Genomic DNA, 23,251 nt, shown 5'->3' with positions numbered 1-23,251 from the left:
TAGCGGGTCTACATGCCAGCGCGGAGAGCAATGTCCACATCAGATAAAACTGTCAACCTTGTGTACCGGCCTGATGACTTTCTTCCGGGCCTTGCGGACGAAATCCTCGAGAGGAAGAACCCAGCCCTAGCCGGAGCCGCTGAGCGCGCCGGTTTCGGCTTGCGGTTCATCCCCGTGCATGAGCTGACACCGGCGTCGGACGACCGCCCCAGACTCTGGTGGCATGGCGAAGACCTGCTGAGCACAAGGCAGTGCTTCCAGGTGGACGACTTCAGCTGGGATCCCCAGACATCGCATTTCCTCAAGGCGATATACCGGACCGTCCAGGAGAGCGACTCCCTCCTGCTGAATCGCACCATGGACGGCCCCGAGTACCTGGCGACGGACAAACTCTCCATCGCTCAGCGTGCCGCGGCGCTCGGAATTGCCACCCCGGCGAGCATTGCTGTTCCTTACGGTCGCCACGCACGGTCTGTGCTGCCCCTCGTAGAGGAGCGTTTGGGTCAGGGTCCCTACATCCTCAAGCCGCGGGAAATGGGGATGGGATTCGCGGTGCAGAAGATCGACACCTTTGGGCAACTCTCCTCCGCGATCGACATGGTCGCCCAGGCAGGTATCGGGTACCTCGTGCAGCGATATGTCCCACACACTGCTGATGTCCGTGTCTACCTCATGGCGGGCGAGATCATCGCGGCACTGCATCGGACTGCCGCAGAAGGCTCCTACATGACGAACGTCAGCCAGGGAGGCGTCAGCAGCGTCCTGCCCAGATGGAAGGAGGTGGAAGAGCAGTGCTTCAGAGTAGCGACGAGCCTTCAGGCTTCGTGCCTCTCGACGGACTGGCTGCTGACCGATTCAGGACCTGTTCTTGACGAATGGAGCACTGGCTTCGGAAGCTTCCCCGACCAGGAGCCCAGAGTCGGGGACGCCTTCTTCTCGTGGGTGCGCAGCAAACTGAACTGACCCTGCAGCAGGAGGAATCACCCACCCGAGCCATAGGCCCCGCCGCCCGCGTCGACGCCCAAGCGGTACGCGGGCCAGTCACATCACACGGCCCCGAGCGTGCCGACGGTCATCCAGCCGACCGCACGGGGCCGCGCCGTCCAGGCAGCTGCCTGGACGGTCAGTCACTCTGCGGCATCGATGGCGGGTCGGCGTACCTGGATCTCCGCACCGGTCTGCTTGAACGACTCGGCAGACACGGGAACCAGCACCGCATCCCGGTGGAAGTCCCGCAGGTTCGTCGAGCCGCAGCTGATCATTGTCGCGGTCAGCTTCGCCCGGGTCCGCTCCACATTGTCGTACAGGCTGCCGGCGTAGGGCACATAGCCGTCGACTCCCTCTTCGAAGACCATCTTGCCGCCCTGGCCGTAACGGGCCGTGTTCTGTGCCCGCCGCGAGCCCTCGCCCCAGTACTCCTTGTACCACTGGCCGCCGATCTGCAGCTTCCGCGACGGGCTCTCGTCGAGCCGGGCGAAGTAGCGGCCGAGCATGATGAAGTCCGACCCCATCGCCAGCGCCATCGCCATGTGGGAGTCGTTGAGCAGACCGCCGTCGCAGCACAACGGCACGTACACCCCGGTCTCCTTCGCGTAGGCATCGCGCGCCTCAACCACATCGAGTAGCGCAGAGGCCTGTCCGCGGCCGATGCCCTTCTGTTCCCGGGTGGTGCAGATGGCCCCGCCGCCGATCCCGACCTTCACGAACGCCGCGCCCGCATCGGCCAGGTAGCGGAAGGCCCGCCCGTCAACGACATTCCCCGCGCCGACGAAGACGTCGTCACCGTATTTCTCCCGGGCAAATTCGAGGGTCTTCGCCTGGTATTCCGAATAGCCATCGGAGGAGTCCAGGCACAGCACATCCGCACCGGCCTCCACGAGAGCGGGAATGCGGTCCTTGAAGTCACGGGAATTGATCCCGGCACCCACACGCAGACGCTTTTCACTGTCCACGGTCGCACGGTGATAGGTCTTGTGGGCCTGATAGTCCCTCTTGAGGACCAAGGAAACGACCCGGCCGTCCTCGAGTACCGGCAGGACATCCAGGTGGTGCTGCCAGATCAGCTCGTTCGCCTCGGACAGCGAGACCGAGACCGGCGCGGTGACCAGGCTGTCACGGCCCCGCATCCGGTTGCGGACGAACTCGGAGGCTCCGTGACGCTCCAGGTGGAAGTCGTCGAGGCTGATGATCCCCAGGAACTCGCCGTCCGCTGTGCCGTTCCCGGTCACGACGGCCACGCCCTGTTCGGTCTCGGACAGGTTCCGGGCGACCTCACCCAGCGATGTCTGTGGCGCGACCGTGACCTCGCTGGGCCGGAAGCCGGCCTTGTGCCGCTTCACCGCCAAGACGTCTGCGGCCTGGTCCTCGATCCGCTGGTTCTGGTGGATGAACGACAGCCCGCCGATCTGCGCCAAAGCCACCGCCAGTGTCGGTGACGACACCGCCTGCATGATGGCGCTCACCATGGGAGTGGCGACCCGGACGGCCGCCCCCTCGCCGACCCGGTGACGCACCAACGGCGCCCCGAGATCCACATTATCCGGCGTGCAATCTTCTGTGGTCAGGCCCGGAATGAGGAGGTACTCACTCAGCGTGCGAGAGATTTCGGGGAGGATGTTCACGTCGTCTCCAGAAAAGAGCCTGCGAACCGATGGAGGTAAATCGGCGAGGCTCACGCGGGCAGTGCAGATCGACGCCTGCCGGTAGCGCACTATTGGAAGAATTCACTCTGGATTTCCTGAGAGCGGGCACACCCGGCGCGGCAGTGCTCGCACGCGCGGCCGAATCGACAGCGAAAGCAGTACAGACCCGAATCCGCATTATGCTGCACAGGCGCTGACTTCCATTACGCCATACGGGATCGTACCGCACTCGACGTGTTCATCCGGTCACCCTTACGAACAAGCCACCACGCTTCGGCCAAGATCCTGACGGAGGATAGGAGGGAACATCACCACAGGTGGAGAGGCGATATGGTGCGCGTCGTTGTCATCGGGGGCAGCATCAGCGGGCTCGCCTCGGCACTGTTCCTGTGCCGGCGGGGACATCACGTTACGGTCCTCGAACAGGACGGCCACCGCCTCGGCGAGAACCCTGAGGAGGACTTCCTTGGGTGGAGTCGTCCCCGGGTGCCACAGGCAGTGCAGCCGCACGGCCTCCTGGGGCCCGTCCGCGACGTCCTGCTGCGTGAGGCGCCCGACGTATACGGCGCCATGCTCGCCCTCGGAGCCCGTGAGCGGCACGAGTTCGACTGCTTCCCCCGGCCTCCTGCGTATCGCCCAGGGGATGAGCGCCTGATCACCATCCAGGCGCGGCGGCTGGTTCTCGAGGTCGCCCTGCGACGCGCGTTGCGCAACGAACGCACGGCCGCCCTCTTGGTCGGCCACCCCGCCACCGGACTCGAGGTCGCCGCCTCCCATAGCGTTCCGCACGTCACCAGCGTTCGCTCACCACGGGGCCGCCATCCAGCGGATCTGGTCCTGGACTGCGCCGGCCGACGCTCCCCGGTTCCGCGCTGGCTGACCGACGCCGGCTGCCGGGCACCCCTGGTCGAGAGCAGCCCGACAGGCATCGCCTACTACTGCCGCTGGTACCGACTGGCTGACGGAGCGCCACGACCCGAGAACTGCGTGAGAACTGGATCAGCCTCCGCTTTCGCCACCGGTGGCGTCTTCCCCTCCGACGGCCAGGTCTTCGCTCTCTCCTTTGTGCTGTCCACTGCGGATCCGACCAGAACTGCCCTCACCGACCCGGTCATTTTCGAGGCTGCGGCCCGCACGTTTCCGGCGATGAACGCGTGGCTCGTCAACCGGCCGCGGCCTCTCTCTCCCGTGCTCGCCATGGGCGGGCTGCACAACACGTGGGCACCGCTGGCTGACGAATCGGGCCCAGTGGTCACGGGCATGGTCCGTGTCGGTGACACGCTCGTCCATACCAACCCGACCTTGGGCCAAGGCGCTGCCCTGGCGCTCCGCACCGCACAGTGGGTGGCCCGGCGCGCCGCCGGGAAGGCGGACCCGTACGACATTTCCTGCCTCTACCACCACTGGGCGCTGCGAGAACTTCGGCCCTGGTACGAAACACAGATTTCAGCGGACCGCACCATCGAAACACGTCTTCGGAAAGGGATCGAAGGGACGGATCCGGTTGCCGACGAGCGAGCCGCCATCGATGCTTGCGCACGCGAGGACTCCGACATCATGCGAGCCCGAGCGCGCGTTAGACACCTCATGGAGCAGGCCCACGAAGCCTATGCAGAACCCGAAATTCGCGCGAGGCTCACGCACTGGCGTAGCTCTCACCCGCGAGCGGCAGACATCTTCGACGGTCCGGCACGTACCACCTGGCAGTCGATCCTGTCTGCCAGATAGCGCTCCCAGGTGGCAGCGCCACCGCTGGCGGACGGATGGCCGCTGCCATCCGCAGCACGCCCGTCTCCTTACCCCTGAACAGCCTGCCGAAATCTTCCACCCGCGTCCCGGGGCCGCCGAACAACAGGCGGCTGTCCACGCCACTCGGGCGGGTATCACTTCTGATCCGCGGGAGTTCGCCCTACGTCCGGTTTTGTGAAACCACGGCCCGGATCCGGATGCGGGGACTGAGCAGCCCTTCCGGCAGCCGGGTCTGCCCGGGCATGAGGCCGATCGACGTTCCGCCCCGGACGAAGGTCCGCGCGATTCGGCGGCTGTCCTCACCGCTGAGGATCGGTAGCGCGTTGATGTCCAGACGATTCGGCGGCAGTGGCCACAGCTTCACCACCAGCCCGGCCTCGTCGGCGGGATGGCCGATTTCCATGACGGGATGGCTGAGCAGCTGGAATTGCGCCATCCTCCCGTCGGGCAGGCCGAATCCGAGGTTCGTCGCCTGGCCCGGCCCCCCGGCCGCGTGGGGGTGGTGGATACGCGGGAGCAGGAATTGCTCGTCGGGGGCGCGGGATTCCTCGTCGGCGCTCGGGTCGATGATGCCCAGCCACAGTGACAAGTCGGCGGGCAGATCGCCGGTGGTGCGCAGCCCGGGAAGCCAGTCGTCCGGGAACTCCCATGCTGAGCGGTCACGCTGCGGCGGTTCGGAGCGCTCGGCGTCGGGGTGGCTGGCCAGCAGCAGTGTCTTGACGGCCCAGCGGACGAAGGCGCGTACGGCGGGGCCGTCAATGGGCTTTAGGTCGTCGAGCGTGGCGCGGACGGGGATCTTGGCGGGCTGTTCGAAGGCGGTGTTCAGCCACCCGTTGCAGTCCCGGCCCCCTGCCGGCTCTTCCCCTTTGCCGCAGACCGGGAGCATTAGGCGGGCTAGATGGTCCCGTTCCACGACGCCGCTGGCGTATGCGACCGGCTCGCCGTTGACTTCGGTCGTGAAGGGGCCTTGTCCGTTGTGGCGCTTGAGGAACCAGGACGGCAGCACGTGTTCTCGGCGACCTCGTACGGCAACGCCGCAGAACAGGCAGTGCAGTTCGTTCATGGCCTGGAGCGTACGCGCGGAGCCCTAGTGGGCGCGGTGCAATTGTTCTCGCGGCTCTCCTGCCGGTGTCGTGCTCAGCACCCTGGGATGCCCGGCCGCCGTCGAGGCGTGGTCGGGCATCCAGCACGGTCTGCGCCGGCCGGAGGACCGGGCGGTGCTCGCCCTCGCGCCTACCCTCCGCCATGCGGCCGCCTTGTCCAAGCGCCGCCTTCACGACACCGTCGCCGCCGCTGGCCGCACCCGGCTTCACCTCGCCGAGCTCTCCCTCGCCTGCCAACACGCCCTACGGCTGACCGATCTTGCAGAGAATATGTTCTCCGCCTACTCCCACCACCAGATCTACCGGTCTTTCCCTGCCTGCGGCCCTCTTCTCGCCGCCCGCTGTTCGCTGAGATCGGCGACACCCCCGACCGCTTCCCCACCGGCCGCCATCTGCGCGCCTACGCCGGGCCCCGTCACCTGGTCCTCCGACAGCAGCCACACGGTCGTTCACCGCAGGGTGTGCAACCGGGTGTTGAGGGCCGCCGTCCACCAGTGGGCGTTCGGCACGCTGCCCCGCAGCCTCGGTTGCCGCGCTCTTTACCACGCGCTCCGCGAACGCGGTGACGGCTACACGGCCGCGCTGCGCCACGTAGGAAACCGGCTGCTCAGCAGCCTGCACCACTGCGTCCGGACTGGTCGGCCCTACCAGGAATTCATCATGTTCCCCGGTGCCCGGGACGGGGTGACGGAAGGCCAGGACGAACACGTGCACGTCGCCTTTGGCCGTGAGCCCTGAATCGGGAGCGGTGCATGGCCGTCCTTCACCCCGTCCCCTCCCATCCTGTCCCGGCCGGGCCGGTGGACGGGCAGCCGGAACAACGCCTGAAACGAATCCCTGGGCCCTTGAGCCCTTACGCGGGAACGGCGCCGGCTGCCTCCCCATCGGCCCGGCTGGGGATCTTGCTGGGGTAAGCGGGGGCCGGCGTGCCTGTGCAACGCCGGTTCCACTTCGCTGCTCGACGCCACTCGGTAGGATGGTCCGCGGCAGACTCTGCTGCCCCTGCCTGCACGTCGCGGCCCGGACCTGCGTGTGCGCTCGGCGGAAAGCCGCGAATTGCGACGTCAGTTGATCAGCTTTCTTGCGTCTGCTGGCGCGCCGGTCCGGGGAGTCGCGCCGCGGATTGGATTGACGTGGCGACCGAACGCGATGTTGCACGACTGCGGCAGAAGTACACGGGTGAGTCCCGCGCCGTGGCTCTGGAGTGGTATCGGAACAATGGCCTGCAGCAGGGACTGGTCCCCGATGCCGCGGACTGGGTGCAAGAACTCCTGGAGGCGGGAGTCCTGCGGGCGCTGATGCGCCCCGCGCTTCGCGCCGATGAGCCGGCTTCCGCTGGCACGCTTGCGGGTGTCGCGGCCGCGTCGCCGTCGGCGGCCGGTCTGACGCTGTGGGTGGGCGAGCACGATGTGCCGCTGGTTCTCGCCCGGCTCCTCCCGGCCCGGGTGGGACCGGAGCTGTCGGGCATCCCGTGGCTGCGGGCGTGGGCGAGCCCGGGTCAGGACCTCCAGCTGGCGCTGATCGGCCGGGGCGCGCGCATCACCGTACGGGTCCAGCACACGGCGGGAACGGGTCGCACGGCGCGGGCCTGGGCGGGCCGGGCCGGGCAGGAGGACCTGGAACGCGCCGCCGCATGGACCACCACTGCCGGCGGCGAGCCATTGTGGGACGAGCCCCTCCCCCAGCGGTGGGAAGGGGGCCCGCTGGAGCTTCTGAGCCGGCCGTTCGCTCCCGGCGAGAGCACGCAGTGGAGCCGGGCGCTACGCCGGGCCGGGCTCTTCGTGGAGAGGGTGCCCGAGTGGCACTGGCGTCCGCCGACGCCGAGGAACTCGAGGGGCCGAGCCCGGCGCGGATCCAGCCGCGCACCATCGGCCCGGCCGGCACGTCGGGCGGCGGCGTGGTGGCGGTGGCTTCGGCCGACGGCCGTGGCGGGACCGGGTGCACGACCACCGCGGTGGTCCTGGCCGGGGCACTGGCACGGTCGGGCCAACGGGTCCTGCTGCTCGGCGATGAGGAGCCGAGCAACGCCATGCGGATGTTCGGTGATCAGCCTCCGCCCGCCTTCACCGGCCGGGGCCGGCTGAACGTCGGGTTCCTGCCGGACGATCCCGGGGAGGCGTGGGAGATGATCTCCCGGGCCCGCCAGTGGGAGTACGACGTCGTCGTCCTCGACCCCGGCTTCCGGCGCCGGCACCTCGCCGGCGGGAGCGATCTGATTCTCGCGGTGCTCACCGACCGCCCCTATGGCAGCGGCGGTTCAGCGGTGTGGACGTCCACCGAGGTGATCGACCGGCGCCCGCAGCACGTGCGGATGTGGCAGTGGCTGGACGACCAGCTCGCAGGCCACCCGTCGCAGGTACCGGGCCCGCTCGAAACGTTGATGACCTTCCTCGACCTCATGTTCGGCGTGTATGTGGCCGCGCGTTCCGAGGACGGACAGGCGGCCGTGTACGACGCGTCCGACCCGGACGGGGTCGAGGAGTGGTGGGACGACTTCCATGACGTCCTCTACTGGGACTCCTCGGATCTCGACGAGACCGAGGAAGACCAGGAGGACGGGAAGGAGCCCGGCGGCACGCCGGCCGGCAAGGCCGCGGTACAGCCTGGTGTCGACCTCGATGCCTGGCGGGCCGACTTCATCCGGTTCCTGCATCCCGAGGGCCTGCGGCGGCATCCGGACCACTGGGCCCAGGCCGCGGCCGGCTGGGCGGAACGCCATCGGCAGCGCCAGCGGGAGGGCCTGGCCCCGGGCGACTTGAGCGAGGACGAATGGTGGGCTGCCCTCAGGGTGTTCTTCGCAGACATCGAGGAGCAGGCCGTCGAGAAGTGGGGGCTGAGCCTGTGGGAGGAGCACCGGTCCCGGTGGGCGGCGGCCGTGATCAGGGACGAGGACCTGTTCGCGCCGTTCACGGACCTCATCGAGTACAAGGCGCTGCCCCGGCCGGGAGCGGACGTCGCCCGGGACCTGGCGGGCGAGGTCCGCGGACTGCCGCCGGCACCGGTTCTCGGCGTGCTGGCCCGCACCCGCCATGCCATCGACGCCGGCCAGCTCAACGAGACGGCCGCGGCCATCACCCAGCACGGCCTGTCGGGGCTCATGGTCCTGCCCGACCTCCACGAGTGGCAGGCACTGTGGGGCAATCCGGCCGGCCTGGCGACGCCGTCGGCACGGGCGGCCGCCACGTCGCTGGCCCTGGTCCGCTCGGTGATCGAGCAGCTGCCGCAGCGCCTGAGGGGAGAGCGGGCGTGAACTCGGCTTCACAGCAGGCCCGTTGGGTACGTGAAGCGAACTTTCCTCCGTATGAGGCCCTCGCGCTGCGCCAGCAGGTGACCGTACTGCCCGGCGCGCTCCGGTCCTACGTTCGCGACCACGGCGTCAGTGAGTCGCTGGCCCGAGCGCAACTCCTGGACCTGGTCGAGGAGGCGGCCGTCCGCGGGGACGTGTCCACCCGACCGGACAAGGACCTGATGCGGCTGACGCTCCCCCAGCGCGTCGGCAGGTACCACGTCATGATCGACTCTCGGACGCTCGGCCTGTTCGCCTACAGCAACCTCAGCGGCGCACGGACCTGGATGGAGGCCCGCACCGAGGCCGATCGGGCATCGGCGGCGGCCGCACAGCTCAAGGAGGAACAGCGGGCGGCGAAGCAGCGCCGCAAGGGAGTGAAGACTCCGTGCCTGACCTGGTCGGGGCACCCGGCCGGTCTTCCCGCGAACGGGAACGGGCTGCGGGTGTGGCGCCAGTTGCGGCAGCTCGACGTGGCCATCATGGTGTGCCGCACGACGGTCCGTGACTGCGTGTACTTCGCCACGGTCCCGGATGAGGAGCGGCTGGCCGTGATCCGAGGCCAGCTGGAGTTCGTGCTCGCGCGGGTCTCGGAGCACCAGGTCTCCGCGCGCCCGGACGGCTTCACCATCGTGCACGGGCCCATTGCCTGGCACATCCGCCGTGACGGCCGGCTTCTGGAGCAGGTCACCGTACAAAGGGGTCGCGCCGAGGCGCGTTTTGCCCCTCCGCGGCAGTCGTGACGGCGAACGTCAGCCTCCTGAAGGTGACCGCGTCCCCTCCAGGAGGAGGGGACGTGGTCACCACGCCAGGCATGGGCAGCTTCGTACCCGGGCGCCGAACACCCATCGTGATCGGATGGGCGTCGCGGCAACGGTCAGCAGACCTCGTGCAGTTCCTGGAGCGCGCCGCCTGACGGGACAGCACCACGGGGGTGCTCTTCGTGTTCCATGCGGGCTGTTTCCAGGAGGCGACGCCAGGAGGTGACGGTCGGCCTGCGGCGCAGGAGCGCACGACGTTCACGTTCTGTCATGCCGCCCCACACGCCGAACTCGATGCGGTTGTCCAGGGCATCGGCCAGGCATTCGGTGCGCACGGGGCACCCGTTGCACATCGCCTTCGCCCGATTCTGGGCAGCGCCTTCGGCTTTTCCGAACGGCGAAGCGCATGCAACGCTGCTGACCTGGGGTGATGCGTCACGTAGGTGTTCGCGACGTGGTGTTCTCAGTGCCCAGTGCGCTCTCGATCGTGTCCGCGTGGAGGGAGAAGGCGGCGCTGAACGCCTCGCTGGCCGGGTCGAGACCGAAGTGGGTTGCCATTGCAGCTTCGACGGTTTCGCCGCACTCCTCGAGGAACCGTTCCAGCTCTCGCAGCAGCCGGACGAGTGAGGCGGCCTGGTCGCGGTGGAGGTGGATCACGGCTGGGGGATTCGTCACGACCTGGTCTGTTCGAGGAGTTGGACTTCGAGGTCGGCGACGCGCTTGTCGGCGAAGCGGAGGTTGGACCGGGCGCCTTCGAGGCGTTCCTGCAGGGTCCGGTGCTCGCGGGTCAGCTGCTGAACGCGGTGCCGGAGGGTGGTGTTCTCGGTAGTCAGGGACTGAAGTGACTCGCCGGGGACCATCTGGTCGAAGTCGCGGATCTGGCCCATGAGCTCGCCGATCCGCTGCCGCTGGGACAGGACCTCCTTCTGGGTGCGAGTGAGCTCGGCCTCGGCGTTCAGCGCGCGTTCGCGCCAGGTCGCCTCGATCTGGTCGTGCTGCTGCTGGGCCTGACGGTCGTGGCGGCTGCGGCTGTCGGTGACGGTGTTCGCCACGAGCACGCGGGCCTCAGTGTTCTCGTAGAGAAACGTGGCGGATACGCCAGCGCGCTGGGCAATGCCGCGGATCGTGGGCCGGCCGCGTTCGCGGCGGAGCTGGCCGATCGCGGTGGAGACCTGTTCCAGCTTCTGCTGGGTCTGGGTGCGGCGGGCCGCGATGGCTGCTGCTGTGGATTCTGGCCTCACGCGGCTTCCTCATCAGTCTCGGCTTCGTGGCGGGCGAGTTCCTGGGCGCGGAAGGCCGTGCTCCAGACGCGGCCGAAGTAGTCCTGCGGCCGGCGGAGGTCAAGGGTGAGCGCCTCGTCCAGGAGCCCGACAGCGGCCAAGGCCTTCTCCAGGCCGTCGATCGCGCGGGCGGTGGGCTCGAAGAAGTCGTGGAGGTAGTCGGCAACCTTGGGGTCGTCAGCGCCCTCGGCGACCGTGCGCCACTGCTCGCGCTTGCGGTGCCAGTAGACGAGGTCGGCGCCGGAGAGGACGAACTTGTCGCAGTTGTGGCAGTCCACGTTCCAGGGGCAGGCATCACCGTTGACGACAGGCTGGAAGGTGCAGAACCCGCCTTCGGCGGGGGTGGAACGGCGGGTGAGGTCGATCGCAAGGGCCTCGGCCTGTTCGCGGGTCATGTCCTCGCCGGCGGACAGGACCAGGCCCGGCTCCGCCGAGCCCGGTCCTGCGACCCAGACGGCGTTGAGAGCCTGTTCGAGCTTGGGATCGGTGTTCGCGAGGTGGACGTAGTGCTCGGCCATCGCGTCGGAGACCTGGCCGAGATAGCGCTTCACATGGGTGAGGTTCGCGCCGGCCTTGAGGAGGTTGGTCGCCAGGGTGTGGCGGGCCTGATGGGCGACGCAATGAGCGAGATCGAGGGTTGCCACCCAGTCACTGAAAAGGCTCTGGAACCATCCGTAGCTGACACTCTTGAGGAGTGACCGGTTGGTTCCGCGCCGAGGGAACAGGGCGATCTCCGACCGCTCCTGCGCGGTCGGCGGGCGGCCGTGCCGCTGGACGAACCGGGCGATGGTCTTGGCCTGGCGCTGCCCGATGGCCTGGAAGAGCCGCTCCGGGATGCGGATACCCTCGTCCATGTTCCCGACCTTGGTCTGGTCGTGCCAGAACATCGGCAAGCCCTTGTAGCGGCCGATGCACTCCAGCCTCACTTCGAGAACCTCCCCGCATCGGCGCCCGGTCAGTACCAGCGCTTCCCAGACCAGCCGCAACCCACGATCCTCGACATCCATGTCGTCAAAACGCTGCAGGTTGGCCCCGTTGGCCAGTGCTCGGGCCATCTCGTCGGAGAACGGCTTGCGGCGCCCGCCCCGGCTGTTCCCTCCGTGGGGAAGAGCCACGACGAACGCGTTGTCCACTCCGAGCTGGGACGCCCGGCCGTTCTCCATCGCCGCGCGCAGGACCTGCCGGGCTCCGTCGAACACCCGGCTGACGGTCGCAGCCTTGACCGTATTGGGTTCACCCGTGCGGACGTCGTGGATGGCCAGGGACTTCAGTCCGTGCGACGCCCTGTAGCGCTGGTCGACCACGAAATCGAGCATGTGCTGGCGCGTCAGGAACGAGGGGTTGTGGCCTCCCTCCGGAGCACGGCTCTCCAGGAAGGCGGACAACTCCATGCAGCCGCGCTTGGGGTTCGCGATCGGGGTGATGCTCCGCGGCGGATCGGTCAGCAGCCGGTTTTCGAGCCACTCCCAGAGAAGATCACGCAGCCACCGCTGCGACACCCCGGTCAGATCGACGTGGCCCGCGCTCTGCTTGAGCCGGACACCGAAGTGGTCCAGCTCGATGTAGCCGATCTCCTTCGTGTCCTCCCGCGTGAAGTAGAGCAACTGCAGATACCGGAGCATCCGCCTGGCGATCTTCGACACGTTGACGGAGTCCTGCCGGAACCGATCAAGATCAAGATCGGCCAGGGAGGAGACATCCTGAAGCCGGCAGTAGTTCACCACCCGCTGTACGAACGTCAACGGCCAGTGAGCCCCCTCGGTCGGGCCCTGGATGTGCTGAACAATCGTCCATTTGATCTCCGCCCGCACCAGCGGCCGCAGCCCGAGCAGGGAAAGCCTTCCGTCCATCCGCGCGATCGGGTTCTCCTGCACGCACCAGCGCTCGAACGCCGCGCGGTCCTCGTAGAGGGCCTCCGGCCGCTCCGCCGGCAGGTGCTTGCCGGCCGCACCCCCGCATCGGGCTCCACCCGGCAGGCCGGCCGCCTTGTAGCGAGACCCGTGCACAACGCAGAAGCCGAGCCACTGCGCCGCCGGGTCCGAGCAGGCGACCACCCGGCATTTCCCGAAGTCCGGATACGGCTCCCGGCCGATCAGGAACACATCGACGCCGTCGGGCCTGCCCTTCCGACGCTGGTAAGCCTGCCAGGAGACGAGGTTCTCCGTGTGCAGGTAGCAGAGCCCCTCGCCTCCATAGGCCAAGGCGTGAGGGCAGACCAGGCAGGGCGTCCGACCCCGTCCCCCACGCGGCTGCAGGGGTTGCGCCTGGTCCCTGAACCCGACGATGTCCCCGCCCGCCCGCTGCCACTCGCCCCATTCCCCGTCGTGGGTGCTGCAGAACTCCCGGGTGGTCTCACGGCCCCGCTCGCATCCCGCGACACGGCATCGCCATCCGAAGGCTGGATGGTCGGGGCCGACCGTGATCACGTCGCTGCGGAACACGGGATCGAATCTCGGGGCCGCGATCAGCGTCTCCAGGAGTTCGAGCCGGTCGGTGGTCGTGCGCGTCGGCGACGTTGATCCGACGCCGACGATCGGAAGAAGCGGAAGGCGTGTGGTCACTCGGACTCCCCCAAACCGTCCGCAGGGCCGAGCCGAACTCGGGGGAGTGCAGGTCCGGGTGCCCGTAGACCTCGTCGACCATCTGGGCCGACGCCCAGTTGCCGACCGTCTTGGCGATCATGCTGTCACCGCCGGTGACGTCCATGACGTCGTTGGTGAACTGGTGGCGGAATGCCTGCGGCTTGATCCGTCCTGGCAGGCCGGCCCGGCGCCCCGCCCGGCGCAACACGCTTCGCGCCGCGTCCGCGGTCCACGGCTCGCCTCGGGCGGGGCCCGCCAGCTGGATCAGCAGCATGCCGTGCGCGGAGGCGTACCGCCTGTACTCCGTGGTCATGTAGACGAAGTAGCTACTGATCATTGCCGGGCTGACCAGGTAGATCTCCCCTTTGGTCACCACGCCGTCGACCACAGCCCAGTCCGGCTTGATCTTCGCCGCTGCCCGGTTGGGATTGCCCCTGCGATGGCACACGTGCACGTGTGGCGCCTTGCAGTCCCCGCACTCCGCATTCTCGCGCAGGTGCAGATCGGACAGGTGAAGGCCCGCCAGCCCCCCGATCCGCATCGTGGTGTCGGACAGCCAGGTCACCACCATCCGGTCACGAGCCGTGTTCACGGCGCCCAGCAGGCCTTGCCGAGCCCCGTCGGGCAGCATCTTCGGGTGACGGCGCTTGGCGGGTCGGCTCGGGCCAAGAGGGTTGGCCGGCATGGACTTCTTCACGTGCCCCAGGAAGGCCCGGCTGCGGTCGGCCTTCGTCGGCAGTCGCCTCCCGGCAAACTCGGCCACCAGCGCGTCGTTGACCCCACCACCAGCGCAGACGTGCAGGTAGAAGCCCTTCAGGCACGCCGCGGCGACCTGAAGCGCCGAGTCCCCGCAGGGGCGCTTCGGCGGAACCCGCCACGGCTGCCCGTGGGGCATCATCACCTTCGCGCCGATCGCTCCCATGTAGCGATGGAGGTCCAGGAGTCGCACCTTCTCGGTCGACAGCCCTTCCCGAACACGCCAGCGCAGGTGATCGACGAGGCAGTACGCGTACGTCTTCTGCGTGCCCGAGCCATCGAACTGACGTAGGAACCCGTCCGACTCCTCGTCGACCAAGCCGTCGGGCCACAAAATCGTGTACGCCCATCCACCGCCCGCAGGAACCGTCTGGACCCGCAGGTCCTGCAGGACCATCCCTGTTCGCACGTCAGCTCCCGTCCGTCATGTTGACTACGTAACGGAAGAGTTCCAGGGTGTTCGGTAAATCAGTCCATAACGTGCTGAAATGTCCTACTGACGGACTATCAAGTGACGCAAGGGCCGTTCGGAAAACTCGACGAACAGTTCATCGGGATCGGCGCCCTTGCACAACCCGCGCTCGCCCCAGTCGGTTTCCGTACCCACCCCGGCACCGTCCTTCCCCAGATCCGGTCCGCGGCTCAGCTTCGGCACCTGCGGCTGGCATGTGACGGTACGGCAGGCGAACACCACGTGGGATCTGCGGACTGGAGGCCACACGTTCGAGTGATGCGGGCTTGCCACGGTGGAGGCCAAGGCGCTACGCGGCACCGCCTTCGACGTCTCCCGCCGATGCGCCGGCCTTCGCGGACCTCGCAACTGGGCATGCGGGTGACCTCCCTCTGTGCGGTGCCGAGTTGCTGGTGGGCGGTGCGCTGCCCGACGCGACAGTCTGTTACGTCCTGACGTCGACGGCATTCGCGGCGATCCCGGGTGTCCGCGTGGCAACCGTCCAGCGTCACTGGGACGTTCAGCTGCATGTGCGCAGCTCCTGCGGGTCGGCGGGAGCACTGACCCAGGTGGGGTGGTGGGGGTCGGAGACGTCCCAGCCCCGCCATTGCTGGTCGAGGAGCTCGCCGGTGTCGGTGTCGACGACGCCGGCGGGTACGAGGACGAGCCGGGGCGGACGGGTGCGGCGGGCACGGCGTTCGTCGAGCCACCGCCGGTAGTGGGCGCGTTCGCGCCGGTGGCGCTGCTGACGGGCCAGGCCCCGTCCGGTGGTGCCGAGTTCGTGGGCGCTGGCAGCCAGGAGGTCCTCGTCGCGGCGCAGGCCATCGGGTCCGGTGAGGGTGGGAGCGAGGTAGAAGCGGCCGTCGCGTTCGACGACCAAGCCGTCGTCGACGAGGCGTCTCAGGCGGCGCTGGACCGTGCTGCGGTGCAGGCCGGTGGCGGCGCGCAGGGTGTCGGCGTCATGGCCGTCGAGTGGGTCGAGGCAGGCAAGGAGGCGGGCGCCCGAGAGGCCGTGGCCATGGTGGTGGAAGGCGTCGTGGTTCATCAGCGTGCCGATCGCCCGGGTGTCGGTGGTGCGCGCGGTTGGGACAGTTCCTGCCCCCCGGAACCCCGAAGTTGGCGACCGTCCTACTCCCGCACCACCCCTGCCTCCCGCCGCGGGAGGGCGCAGACGGTCGGGAATCTTCAGCCGCCATACGGAGCCGTGTTTCTTGCCCGAGCCGCTCTTGACCAGCTCCAGCCAGTCGCCGTCGACGAGACGCCGGTTGCTGGCCTCCACCGTCGCCCGCGCGCAGCCCATCTCCTCGGCCAGCTGCCGAACCGATGCCCCGTGCTCCAAGCCGCCGGCCCGCTCACACAGCCCCAGCCGCGCCACCAGGTTCTTGAGGTCGCTGCGGTGCAGGCCGTTGTTCCGGAGGTCAGCCGTGGACCAGGACTGGTCCTCGACGACCTGGCGCACCTGCTCGATCGCCACGATCGCGTCCTGCCGGCACGCGATGACCGGTCCGTCCGACACCAGCCGGCGGGCCTTGTCGAGCATCCCGGCGAGCTTCGCCTCGATGTAGTCCGTGCCCTTGCGCTCGCGCAGCTTCCGCGCCCAGGTCCCGCCCGCCGTCGGGGTGTAGAGCAGGGCCTCGTAGAAGTCGGCCGGTGTCCAGGGCCGGTGGGGCTGCGAGCAGGCCACCGCCAGCGCCATGGTGATCCGGAAGCCGGTGTCGGCGTCGTTGGTGCCGCCGTAGCGGCCGGTGACGTCGCCCTCCAGCAGCAGCCGGCGCATCCGCTCCGACAGCCCGCGCCGCTCCCACACCGGCACCGCGCGACGGCCGCTGGCTCGAACGGGCGTGCGCTCACGTACGGGGGGCGACATCATGCGCTCACCCGCTCCCGCGTCGAGCCGACGGCCTGCTCGGCCCGGTCGTCGCCGGGCAGCCGCTGGGCCGCCAGTTCGGGCAACGCGCAGGCCCAGTCGGTGCCTTGAGCCGGGGCGGGGCCGAGGGAGACCAGGGTGCGCAGCTCGGCGATCAGCTCGCCCAGCCACCGCTGCGCAACGCGGCCGCGAGCCGCCTCCTCCGCCGCCCGTACGGCGTCGCGGGAGGCGGCCGAGCCTGGCTGGAGCTGCTTGCGCCGCAGTGCCGCGGCCGCCATCCGGGCGGCCTGTTCGGCTTCCTCCTGCTGCCCGAGCCGCACAAGCGCCGCCTGCTGCCGCCGGTCCCGCAACTCCTCCATCAACCGGCGCCCGCTCCACGACAGCGACGCCTCGTTGACGCCCTGTTCCCGCAGCTGAACCAGCCTTTCCTCCAGCACGGCCCGCGTCGCCCGCTCGCAGTCCTGCCACAACGCCCGTGTCCCGGGTGCGTCGTCCGGGTCGAACCGCAGCACCAGGGCGAACACGACCGCGTCCCGCACCGCCGCCTCGATCCCACGCCGCTCCGTACACGGCAGGCACAACCCCGATGCCTCCGGCACCCCGCAGTCCGCACACGGCGCCGCCGCCCGCTCCCACTGCGCCTGGGCGAACACCTGCCGCTTGATCTCGTACGACGCCTCCCGGCCGGCCTGCTCGGCCACCGCCCGCTCACGCGCCGCGGCCTTACGGGCCATCTCCTCGCGCACGGCCTCCTGCAGCCGCCGCTCGACTTCCCGGCCCAACTCCTGCTGCGGCAAGGCCAGCTGGCCCGACAGGCGCTCCTCCAGGACCTGGTCCGCCACCGCCCGCCGCAGCCCGCGCCTGTCCCCGACCAGCACCTGACAGCTCTCGCACGCCCCCCTTGTGTCCAGGCGGATGCCCTCGTCACACAGCGTCGACCAGCAGCCGGGCCGCTGAGCCAGACCGCGCTTGAGCAGCCACGCCACCAAGTCCCCCACCGACCGGGGCGCCTGGTCCCGCAGCCGGCGCTCCAGCCTCTCGGCCAGCACCTGCTGAGCCAGCTGAGGATCCACCAGCCCCCGCAGCCGCCCGACCTCGCCCCGCACGCGACCCGCCAGCCACGTGCGGGTACTGGCCCGGCCGATCCCCGCCCACAACGCCGCTACCGGCGCCAGTGCCTCACCCAGGTCCAACGGCACCAAGGCCCGACCACCGAACACCAGCTGCCGGGCACCGGCCTTCTCGCCACCGGACCGGAGCTGCTCACGCTGTTCCCCGCGCAGCGGGCCACCCTCGGCCCCACCGGCCGAAGGCGTCGACGGACCCGCGACCTCCTCGCGTACACGCACGCGCCCCGGCAGATCACCCCCGCCCCCGACGGCAGAGCCGGAAAACCCACAATCACCCGCACCCTCATCACCAACGCCAGCCACCCCAGCGTGATCAGCGTGTAGGGACGTGGCAGCAGGGAGCCCCGAAAACTCGGGCCCGACACCGTCTGGACCCTCGTGAACACGGTGCTGAACTGGGCTTTCGTCGTCCCCGGCAGCTTCAAGATCTCCGAGTGCAGTATCGGGGCGCTCCCCCAGCAGGTCCTCGAACGACTCCTGACGCCACCCTTCGCCCTCCAGCAGCGGCCCCTCGCCCCCCTCCCCCGCGTCAGTGCCGGCGCACCCGGCGCACCCGGCAGCCGGTGTCGCCTGCGGTACGTCCCGAGCCGATAGCGGGTCCGTCAGGATCGACGTGGAGCCCTTCCGCTTGGCCGATACCGCCGCGACGGCCGGAACCACCAGAAGCTGCTTGCCCCGCGTGCCGGAGCGCGCCGGACGTACCGGCGTCTCGACGACACGCCACTGCCGCAGCCGGCCCAAGACCTTGCTCGCCCCAGAGACCGAACACCCCAACAACTTCGCCACAGTCGCCGCAGCCCGCCCCCGCCCAGGAGCGACCGTCCCGCCGACCAGAGGAACCGAGCCGTCCTCGCGGCACTGCAGCACCAGCAGCAGCAACGCCAGACGATCCGTGGCCGCGCCCTTCTCCTGCCGTTCCGCCAGCAGACCCGGCTCTGTGTCGCTGTTCGCCCAGCCCGGAGCGAACAAAGCCTCGAACAGGCGCAACAAGACCGCGAACTCCCGCTTCGTCAGCGCCAGCGGAGCGCCGTACGAACCGCGCGCCTCCCGCAGCGGGACCACACGGCACACCACGCCCTCGACCCGGCCGCTCGCAGCAGTGACAACCTCCGTCTCCACCGCCTTCGCCGCCACCAGGGCAGGAAAGACATCGTGGTCGACGCTCGACTCCGTGACCCCCAGCCACCGACCCAGCTCCCGGGCCGTCGTCCGCACCTCACCGGTGCGGTAATTCGACTTCGCCATCAGAACCAGCGCGGCCAGGACCTGCGTGTGCGTGAGACCCCTCAGCCGCTCGTCGGCGATCAGCGCCCGTACTGCGGCGTACAACCGAGGCCGCATGGCGCGTCCGAGACTCAACGGGCTAGTGCGCCTGAGGGCGGTGCTGTTGTGCCCCTGGGTTTGCTGATGACCATGTGGCGGCGGGAGGGTTGGAGCCGAGTGGCGAGTTGATGGCTGAGCTGGGATTGTTTGTTCAGATTTAGGCTGAATTGACATACCTGTTTCAGGCATAACTGACCCAGCCTCGTCATGGGCGGCGATGGTGTACTCCCGGGCGAGGAAGAGGATTTGAGGCAAACCCTCATCACGAACTGGCAGATTCGGGGGGCTCAGCCAGACGCGTTGAGGGACATTGAGTTGTGAATGGGAGTGGGGACCACCACCTTCATGGAGAGCGCTAGAGGCCCGGACTGTGGACCGGCGGGAGCTAGTGAGCGCTCAGACCAGGTGGCCCACGGGGCAAGGCTCTGAAGGAGCGGTAGTGGACGCGTGATGCGTCAAACGGCGCCTGTGCAGGGTCGAGCTGCAGAGCGGCTGGGTGAGGCTTTTGGGCCGTCTGCAGGACACCTGAATGTGTGGATGCGGAGGATGAGCCCTCGGGGCTGAGGTGATGTGAAATTCCTGCTAGAGGAGGGCTGGTCCCCGCGCGAGCGGGGTGCATGGCTACCAGGTTTCGGTCTCGTGAGAGGTAAGACACATGTAGCCGAGGCATCTCGGTGTGGAGACGCCTCGGCTGGCAGGCTGGTAGCCTCGAAGGTGGCGAGAAGAGGCTATGAGCCTGTTCGGGGCGGCACCCACTGTTTGCGGCAGTCGGGTGCCGTTTCCTATTTGCGGTGCATCGCCTACGCGGCTATCACGGTTGGCTCCTCGTCGTCGTGCATGTCGGTGACTGTTTCACCGAGGCGTTTCTGCAGGTTCTGGTACCAGGTGCCGACGGGCAGCACCCGAATGGCGACACCCGCTTCTACGGCGTCCTCGCAGTACCTGAGTAGCTCGTAGTCCTTGGTGATGATCTCGACCTCGTCGGCCAGCGCTACGAGGCGTGTCCTCGGATCCACCGGCACCACCTCGGCATTGAGCAGCAACTGAGCGACCTTCCGCACGGCATCCCAGTCACGCCTCAGGGCTTCGGTCGTCCGAGGATCCTGGTTGTCATCGCGATTCGTCGAACGAGTTGCGCCTAGGCCTGCGGCCACTTGAGCGAGGACCACATCGTGCGGTCGTAGCGCGTTCGCCTCCGGGATTAGGTCGATGCGAGCCAGGTTCTTGAGCGTGCCGGCGCTTACTCCCGACCATTCCGAAACCGTGCGCTGGGAGATGGTCCCGTTGCGGCGCACCGGTGACCGGCGTGGTGGCACCTCATCCTCCTCGTTCGACCATGATCACAGCTGTGTATGGAGCGCGTACCGATGGACCCTCGCGCACCCGTTGACGAGGATCATACGACCCTCTGGCACCTGGCGTGCCATCACTAAACGCTTCTCTAGGCCTAATTTGCAAACACCGCGACCGGGACACGCCGACCGTTCTTCTGATTCTTTGTGCGTGTGTCGAAAAGTTGCAGGTCAGGGGCCTATAAGCGGGCGGCGTTGAGTGCGGCATGCAGGACGAAGCTGCCGCAGAAGGCGGCGGTCAGCTGGCCAGGCGAGGAGATTGCCGTCCGCTTTTGCGGGACCCTCGTGCACTTTCGCTGGCACGGTTCGAGCCTGATGCCGCAGCGTCTGGCGTTTCGTGCGGAAGCTCTGCCAGTTGGTGAACGCCAGAGGTGATTGCAGCCGAGGATGCCCTTATGGGCGTAGAGGGTGAGACGACAGGCGGCTTAGGAATCGCTTCGCCTGCGTTGTGTCCCTGTGTCCCCCGCCGTGTCCCCCGCCGTGTCCCCGATTGTGAGGTTGTGAAATGCCGAGAGGCGAGCCCAATCGGGCTCGCCTCTCGTGTTTGTAACGACGAGTCAGCTCCTTGCGGTGGCTACAGCCCGCGGATCAGGGAGCTGACTCGTCTGCGGCGCGTCAATCGTTCCCGAGGTTGGTGGGCTCCAGCTCTCTCAAGTACGCCTGGACGATCACGTTGATCATGTAGCCGTGCAGGCCGTTGGCCTGCGCAAGCGCCATCTCATCGAGCATGTCGTCCAACCACTGGTCGTTCCCCGAGGAGATGGTGTAGTGGTTTGGCGCTCCGAAGGCGTCGTCCTCACCAAGGTGGTTGTCCCGGAACTGGGCGGCCTGGTCAATGAGGACATCGACAGATGCTGCCCGACCGTACGTCAGCGCCGCATCTACGTAGTGACTCGGTTTGAGATCACGAAGGCCCAGGCGGCGCTTGTCGGCCACCATCTGGCGTGTCACCGCTTGGGAGACCGCCGTGTGAAGTCGAACATTGCGCTTGGCCCTAGCCGGCCGCCTAGGGTGCGCGGACTTCGCTTCCCGGTAGCTCGCTGCGAGATGCATATACGCATGAGGCAAGTCCTGGACCTTCTGGGCCAGGACAGGTGGCAGAGCCTCAGGACGGTGTACCTGGGGGAGTCCAGGCCCGGTTGGGAAGGCGGGAGCGCTTGCTGTACGCGGCGCGACCTCCCGGCCAGCCCCATATGCCGAGGCCTGCACGGGCGGCTCGGTCGGCATGGCGTCGGGCGCTGATTGATGCTCAACCACAGCTGAGGTCTCAATGCGCCCTCCAGAGCTGGCCGATGCAGGCTCGGCCAGGCTTTGAGACAGAGAAGCGGCCTCCTTGCCGAGGCCGCCGGCGACGGCGCGCTCCACGACTTGAGGCGCCGATGAGACAGCTTCCGTGGCCTCATAGGGAGCTGCCTCGTACCCCTGGCCCGGATCAACGACAGCGTCAGCGGACGGACTCGGCCCGGGCACGACAGGAGTGGCACGGGGCTCCTCAGCCTCCGACCTCGGTTCCGAGACCGCAGGCTGAGCAGGGAGCGACTCTTCGGCCGATGCGGTCGCTGACACGACCTCTGGCGTCTCCCGCTCAAGGACAGGCGCCTCTGCTGCAACGGGGTTCTGACGGTCAGAGGTCCCGGCGGACTCGTCCGAGTGGTTGATCTCATTGAGCTTTCCGGAGTCGGAGAGCTTAGCCAGAGCGGCGAAAGCGCCTCCGGCTCTGGCGCTTGGACGACGGGGGGTCGTCTTTTTCGCAGTTGTCTTGTTGGCGGTTGTCTTCTTGCCTGCGTCGGCCATGGTCCTTAGCCCTCGGCCTTCTCGAGTTCCATGATCTTGGCGGCAGGCACCCCAAGCGTCTCTGCCAGAACAGAGCTGAAGAAGGCGAAGTCCTGGGGGATCTGTCCCCAGGTGTCGGCGATGCCTTCCAGGAACGGCACCGTCCCCTGAAGGAGGTGGACGTTCGTGAAGGGCTCTGGATGGTCCGCGGTGTTGCCGGCGATCAGGTTCTCGATGTAGTCACGGCCGCTGGTGTAGCTGACACGCTTCGGGAAGGAGCGCGCAAGGAGCACGTGGAGGTCGATGTCCTCGCCCATCTCCTTCAGTAGATCGAAGGTGGTGGTGAGCTGGACGATGTCCCCGACGTGCTGCTGAGTAGGCACGATCCCGCGCTTCGTCAGTGCCCAGGCAGTCTTTAGTACGCCCTTGTCAGTGGGGCCCACGTCAATGACCAGGTGCTTGTAGCCCTTGGCCATCAGGTCTGTCACGTTCTTGAACATGGACGAGCCGGTGTACTGGACCACGGTTACGGAAGCTGGCCAGGCGGCACCGGCCGCGGCCTGCCACTTGAGGCAGGTGCGGTTGGTGTCATCAGCGTCGACGAGAACAACGTTCTCGCCCGTGAGCGCGAGGATGAGCGCAAAGTAGACCGAGAGCGTCGTCTTCATGACGCCGCCCTTGGCGTTTCCGTTGGTGATCCGCACACCGCCAGGAGTGTTGAGGCAGGCGATCACTGCGGTTCGAAGTGGCTCCGGGAGAGAGTCGATCATCTCTCGAAGTGCGTCGTGGATGTCTGCGGGGATCTCAAGGGAAGGCCCAGAGTTCTGTGCCGGGATCAACGTACGCGGCTCGACCGCTAGCGAGCTTGCCGCGTCCGTGATGACTGTGCGGTCCGACTTGGAAGAGATCTGATCGTTCATGAGAGGGGAACCTCTGTTTTTGGGTTGGCGAGTGGCTATGCAGCGAGCCCGGTGTCCTGGAGAGGTCACTAGGCAGCTGACCATGGGTGGGCCAACGTCGAGGTTCCTCATTGCGGTGAGGCCCGAGGAGAGGTCGCCGTCGTTTGGTGAGGAGTCACGTGAGGACTCTCAGCTCCCTCTGGCGCCGCCCTGCTCGAGTGCCACCCAGCTTGCGATGCGTCTCCTTCGATGCATCTCGACTCGGTGGCCTCTCCGTTGGCGGACCCACCGTAGCAG

At 68.0% G+C, this 23,251-nt stretch carries 16 protein-coding genes and 1 pseudogene; 5 read left to right on the top strand and 12 right to left on the bottom strand.

Translation table 11 applies throughout. The features are described from left to right. Nucleotides 1–30: 30 nt before the first annotated feature. Nucleotides 31–963, top strand: a complete 933-nt coding sequence (locus OG852_RS49645) for an ATP-grasp domain-containing protein (RefSeq protein WP_330351742.1) — start codon at nt 31–33, stop codon at nt 961–963. A gap of 164 nt (nt 964–1,127) precedes the next feature. Here the strand turns inward: OG852_RS49645 and OG852_RS49640 are convergent, their stop codons facing one another. Beyond that, nucleotides 1,128–2,621 carry an IMP dehydrogenase gene (locus OG852_RS49640; protein WP_330351741.1) on the bottom strand — a complete coding sequence of 498 codons (1,494 nt, stop codon included), beginning with the start codon at nt 2,619–2,621 and terminating at the stop codon, nt 1,128–1,130. Nucleotides 2,622–2,972: 351 nt separating this feature from the next. On the opposite strand from OG852_RS49640, the gene OG852_RS49635 reads away from it, so the two are divergent. Further along, complete coding sequence (locus OG852_RS49635) at nt 2,973–4,370, top strand: FAD-dependent oxidoreductase (RefSeq protein WP_330351740.1); 1,398 nt, start codon at nt 2,973–2,975, stop codon at nt 4,368–4,370. 181 nt (nt 4,371–4,551) lie between these two features. On the opposite strand, the gene OG852_RS49630 is transcribed toward OG852_RS49635, so the two are convergent. Beyond that, entirely contained in the window at nt 4,552–5,454 is a 903-nt protein-coding gene (locus OG852_RS49630; protein ID WP_330351739.1) for a hypothetical protein, read from the bottom strand. A 70-nt stretch (nt 5,455–5,524) separates the two neighbouring features. Between OG852_RS49630 and OG852_RS49625 the strand changes: the two genes are divergently transcribed. The 3 genes from OG852_RS49625 (at nt 5,525) to OG852_RS49615 (ending at nt 9,523) form a co-directional block, all read left to right on the top strand. Continuing rightward, on the top strand, nt 5,525–6,232 hold the full coding sequence (locus tag OG852_RS49625; protein WP_330351738.1) for a hypothetical protein: 708 nt from the start codon (nt 5,525–5,527) through the stop codon (nt 6,230–6,232). A 1,060-nt stretch (nt 6,233–7,292) separates the two neighbouring features. Continuing rightward, entirely contained in the window at nt 7,293–8,744 is a 1,452-nt protein-coding gene (locus OG852_RS49620; RefSeq protein ID WP_330351737.1) for a hypothetical protein, read from the top strand. Then, nucleotides 8,741–9,523, top strand: coding sequence for a hypothetical protein (locus OG852_RS49615; protein ID WP_330351736.1), 783 nt, complete (start codon nt 8,741–8,743; stop codon nt 9,521–9,523). The genes OG852_RS49620 and OG852_RS49615 overlap by 4 nt, the downstream gene beginning before the upstream one ends. 134 nt (nt 9,524–9,657) lie before the next feature. Here the strand turns inward: OG852_RS49615 and OG852_RS49610 are convergent. The 10 genes and pseudogenes from OG852_RS49610 to OG852_RS49565 form a co-directional block, all read right to left on the bottom strand. Next, nucleotides 9,658–9,924, bottom strand: a pseudogene (locus OG852_RS49610) (WhiB family transcriptional regulator); the annotation flags it as partial. Nucleotides 9,925–9,976: 52 nt separating this feature from the next. Further along, complete coding sequence (locus OG852_RS49605; RefSeq protein WP_330348287.1) at nt 9,977–10,216, bottom strand: hypothetical protein; 240 nt, start codon at nt 10,214–10,216, stop codon at nt 9,977–9,979. Further along, entirely contained in the window at nt 10,213–10,782 is a 570-nt protein-coding gene (locus tag OG852_RS49600) for a hypothetical protein (protein WP_330347483.1), read from the bottom strand. Before OG852_RS49600 ends, OG852_RS49605 begins: the two co-directional genes overlap by 4 nt. Beyond that, on the bottom strand, nt 10,779–13,022 hold the full coding sequence (locus OG852_RS49595) for a tyrosine-type recombinase/integrase (protein ID WP_330351735.1): 2,244 nt from the start codon (nt 13,020–13,022) through the stop codon (nt 10,779–10,781). The genes OG852_RS49600 and OG852_RS49595 overlap by 4 nt, the downstream gene beginning before the upstream one ends. A gap of 151 nt (nt 13,023–13,173) precedes the next feature. Next, the gene (locus OG852_RS49590; protein WP_330351734.1) at nt 13,174–14,556 is read right to left on the bottom strand and encodes an integrase; all 1,383 of its coding nucleotides are present in this window, start codon (nt 14,554–14,556) and stop codon (nt 13,174–13,176) included. 574 nt (nt 14,557–15,130) lie between these two features. Next, a complete protein-coding gene (locus OG852_RS49585; protein ID WP_330351733.1) occupies nt 15,131–16,480 on the bottom strand; it encodes a helix-turn-helix domain-containing protein in 1,350 nt (449 codons plus the stop codon). Continuing rightward, nucleotides 16,477–17,826, bottom strand: coding sequence for a hypothetical protein (locus tag OG852_RS49580; RefSeq protein ID WP_330351732.1), 1,350 nt, complete (start codon nt 17,824–17,826; stop codon nt 16,477–16,479). Before OG852_RS49580 ends, OG852_RS49585 begins: the two co-directional genes overlap by 4 nt. Before the next feature lie 1,904 nt (nt 17,827–19,730). Further along, nucleotides 19,731–20,246: a hypothetical protein gene (locus tag OG852_RS49575; protein WP_330351731.1), complete on the bottom strand. Its 516-nt coding sequence runs from the start codon at nt 20,244–20,246 to the stop codon at nt 19,731–19,733. 651 nt (nt 20,247–20,897) lie between these two features. Next, nucleotides 20,898–22,076, bottom strand: a complete 1,179-nt coding sequence (locus OG852_RS49570) for a hypothetical protein (protein ID WP_330351730.1) — start codon at nt 22,074–22,076, stop codon at nt 20,898–20,900. Between the two features lie 5 nt (nt 22,077–22,081). After that, complete coding sequence (locus OG852_RS49565; protein ID WP_330351729.1) at nt 22,082–22,975, bottom strand: AAA family ATPase; 894 nt, start codon at nt 22,973–22,975, stop codon at nt 22,082–22,084. Between the last annotated feature and the right edge of the window lie 276 nt (nt 22,976–23,251).

Origin of the sequence: Streptomyces sp. NBC_00582 (assembly GCF_036345155.1) — a bacterium.
Classification (GTDB): Bacteria; Actinomycetota; Actinomycetes; order Streptomycetales; family Streptomycetaceae; genus Streptomyces.
Note: the sequence above shows the minus strand (reverse complement) of the source record. Positions and strands in the feature narration are given on the sequence as shown.

Bases quoted from the DNA above. Each gene is read 5' to 3' on its own strand.
- OG852_RS49590 (WP_330351734.1), bottom strand. From the start codon at position 14,556: ATGGTCCTGCAGGACCTGCGGGTCCAGACGGTTCCTGCGGGCGGTGGA.
- OG852_RS49630 (WP_330351739.1), bottom strand. From the start codon at position 5,454: ATGAACGAACTGCACTGCCTGTTCTGCGGCGTTGCCGTACGAGGTCGC.
- OG852_RS49635 (WP_330351740.1), top strand. From the start codon at position 2,973: ATGGTGCGCGTCGTTGTCATCGGGGGCAGCATCAGCGGGCTCGCCTCG.
- OG852_RS49645 (WP_330351742.1), top strand. From the start codon at position 31: ATGTCCACATCAGATAAAACTGTCAACCTTGTGTACCGGCCTGATGAC.
- OG852_RS49585 (WP_330351733.1), bottom strand. From the start codon at position 16,480: ATGATGTCGCCCCCCGTACGTGAGCGCACGCCCGTTCGAGCCAGCGGC.
- OG852_RS49565 (WP_330351729.1), bottom strand. From the start codon at position 22,975: ATGAACGATCAGATCTCTTCCAAGTCGGACCGCACAGTCATCACGGAC.
- OG852_RS49570 (WP_330351730.1), bottom strand. From the start codon at position 22,076: ATGGCCGACGCAGGCAAGAAGACAACCGCCAACAAGACAACTGCGAAA.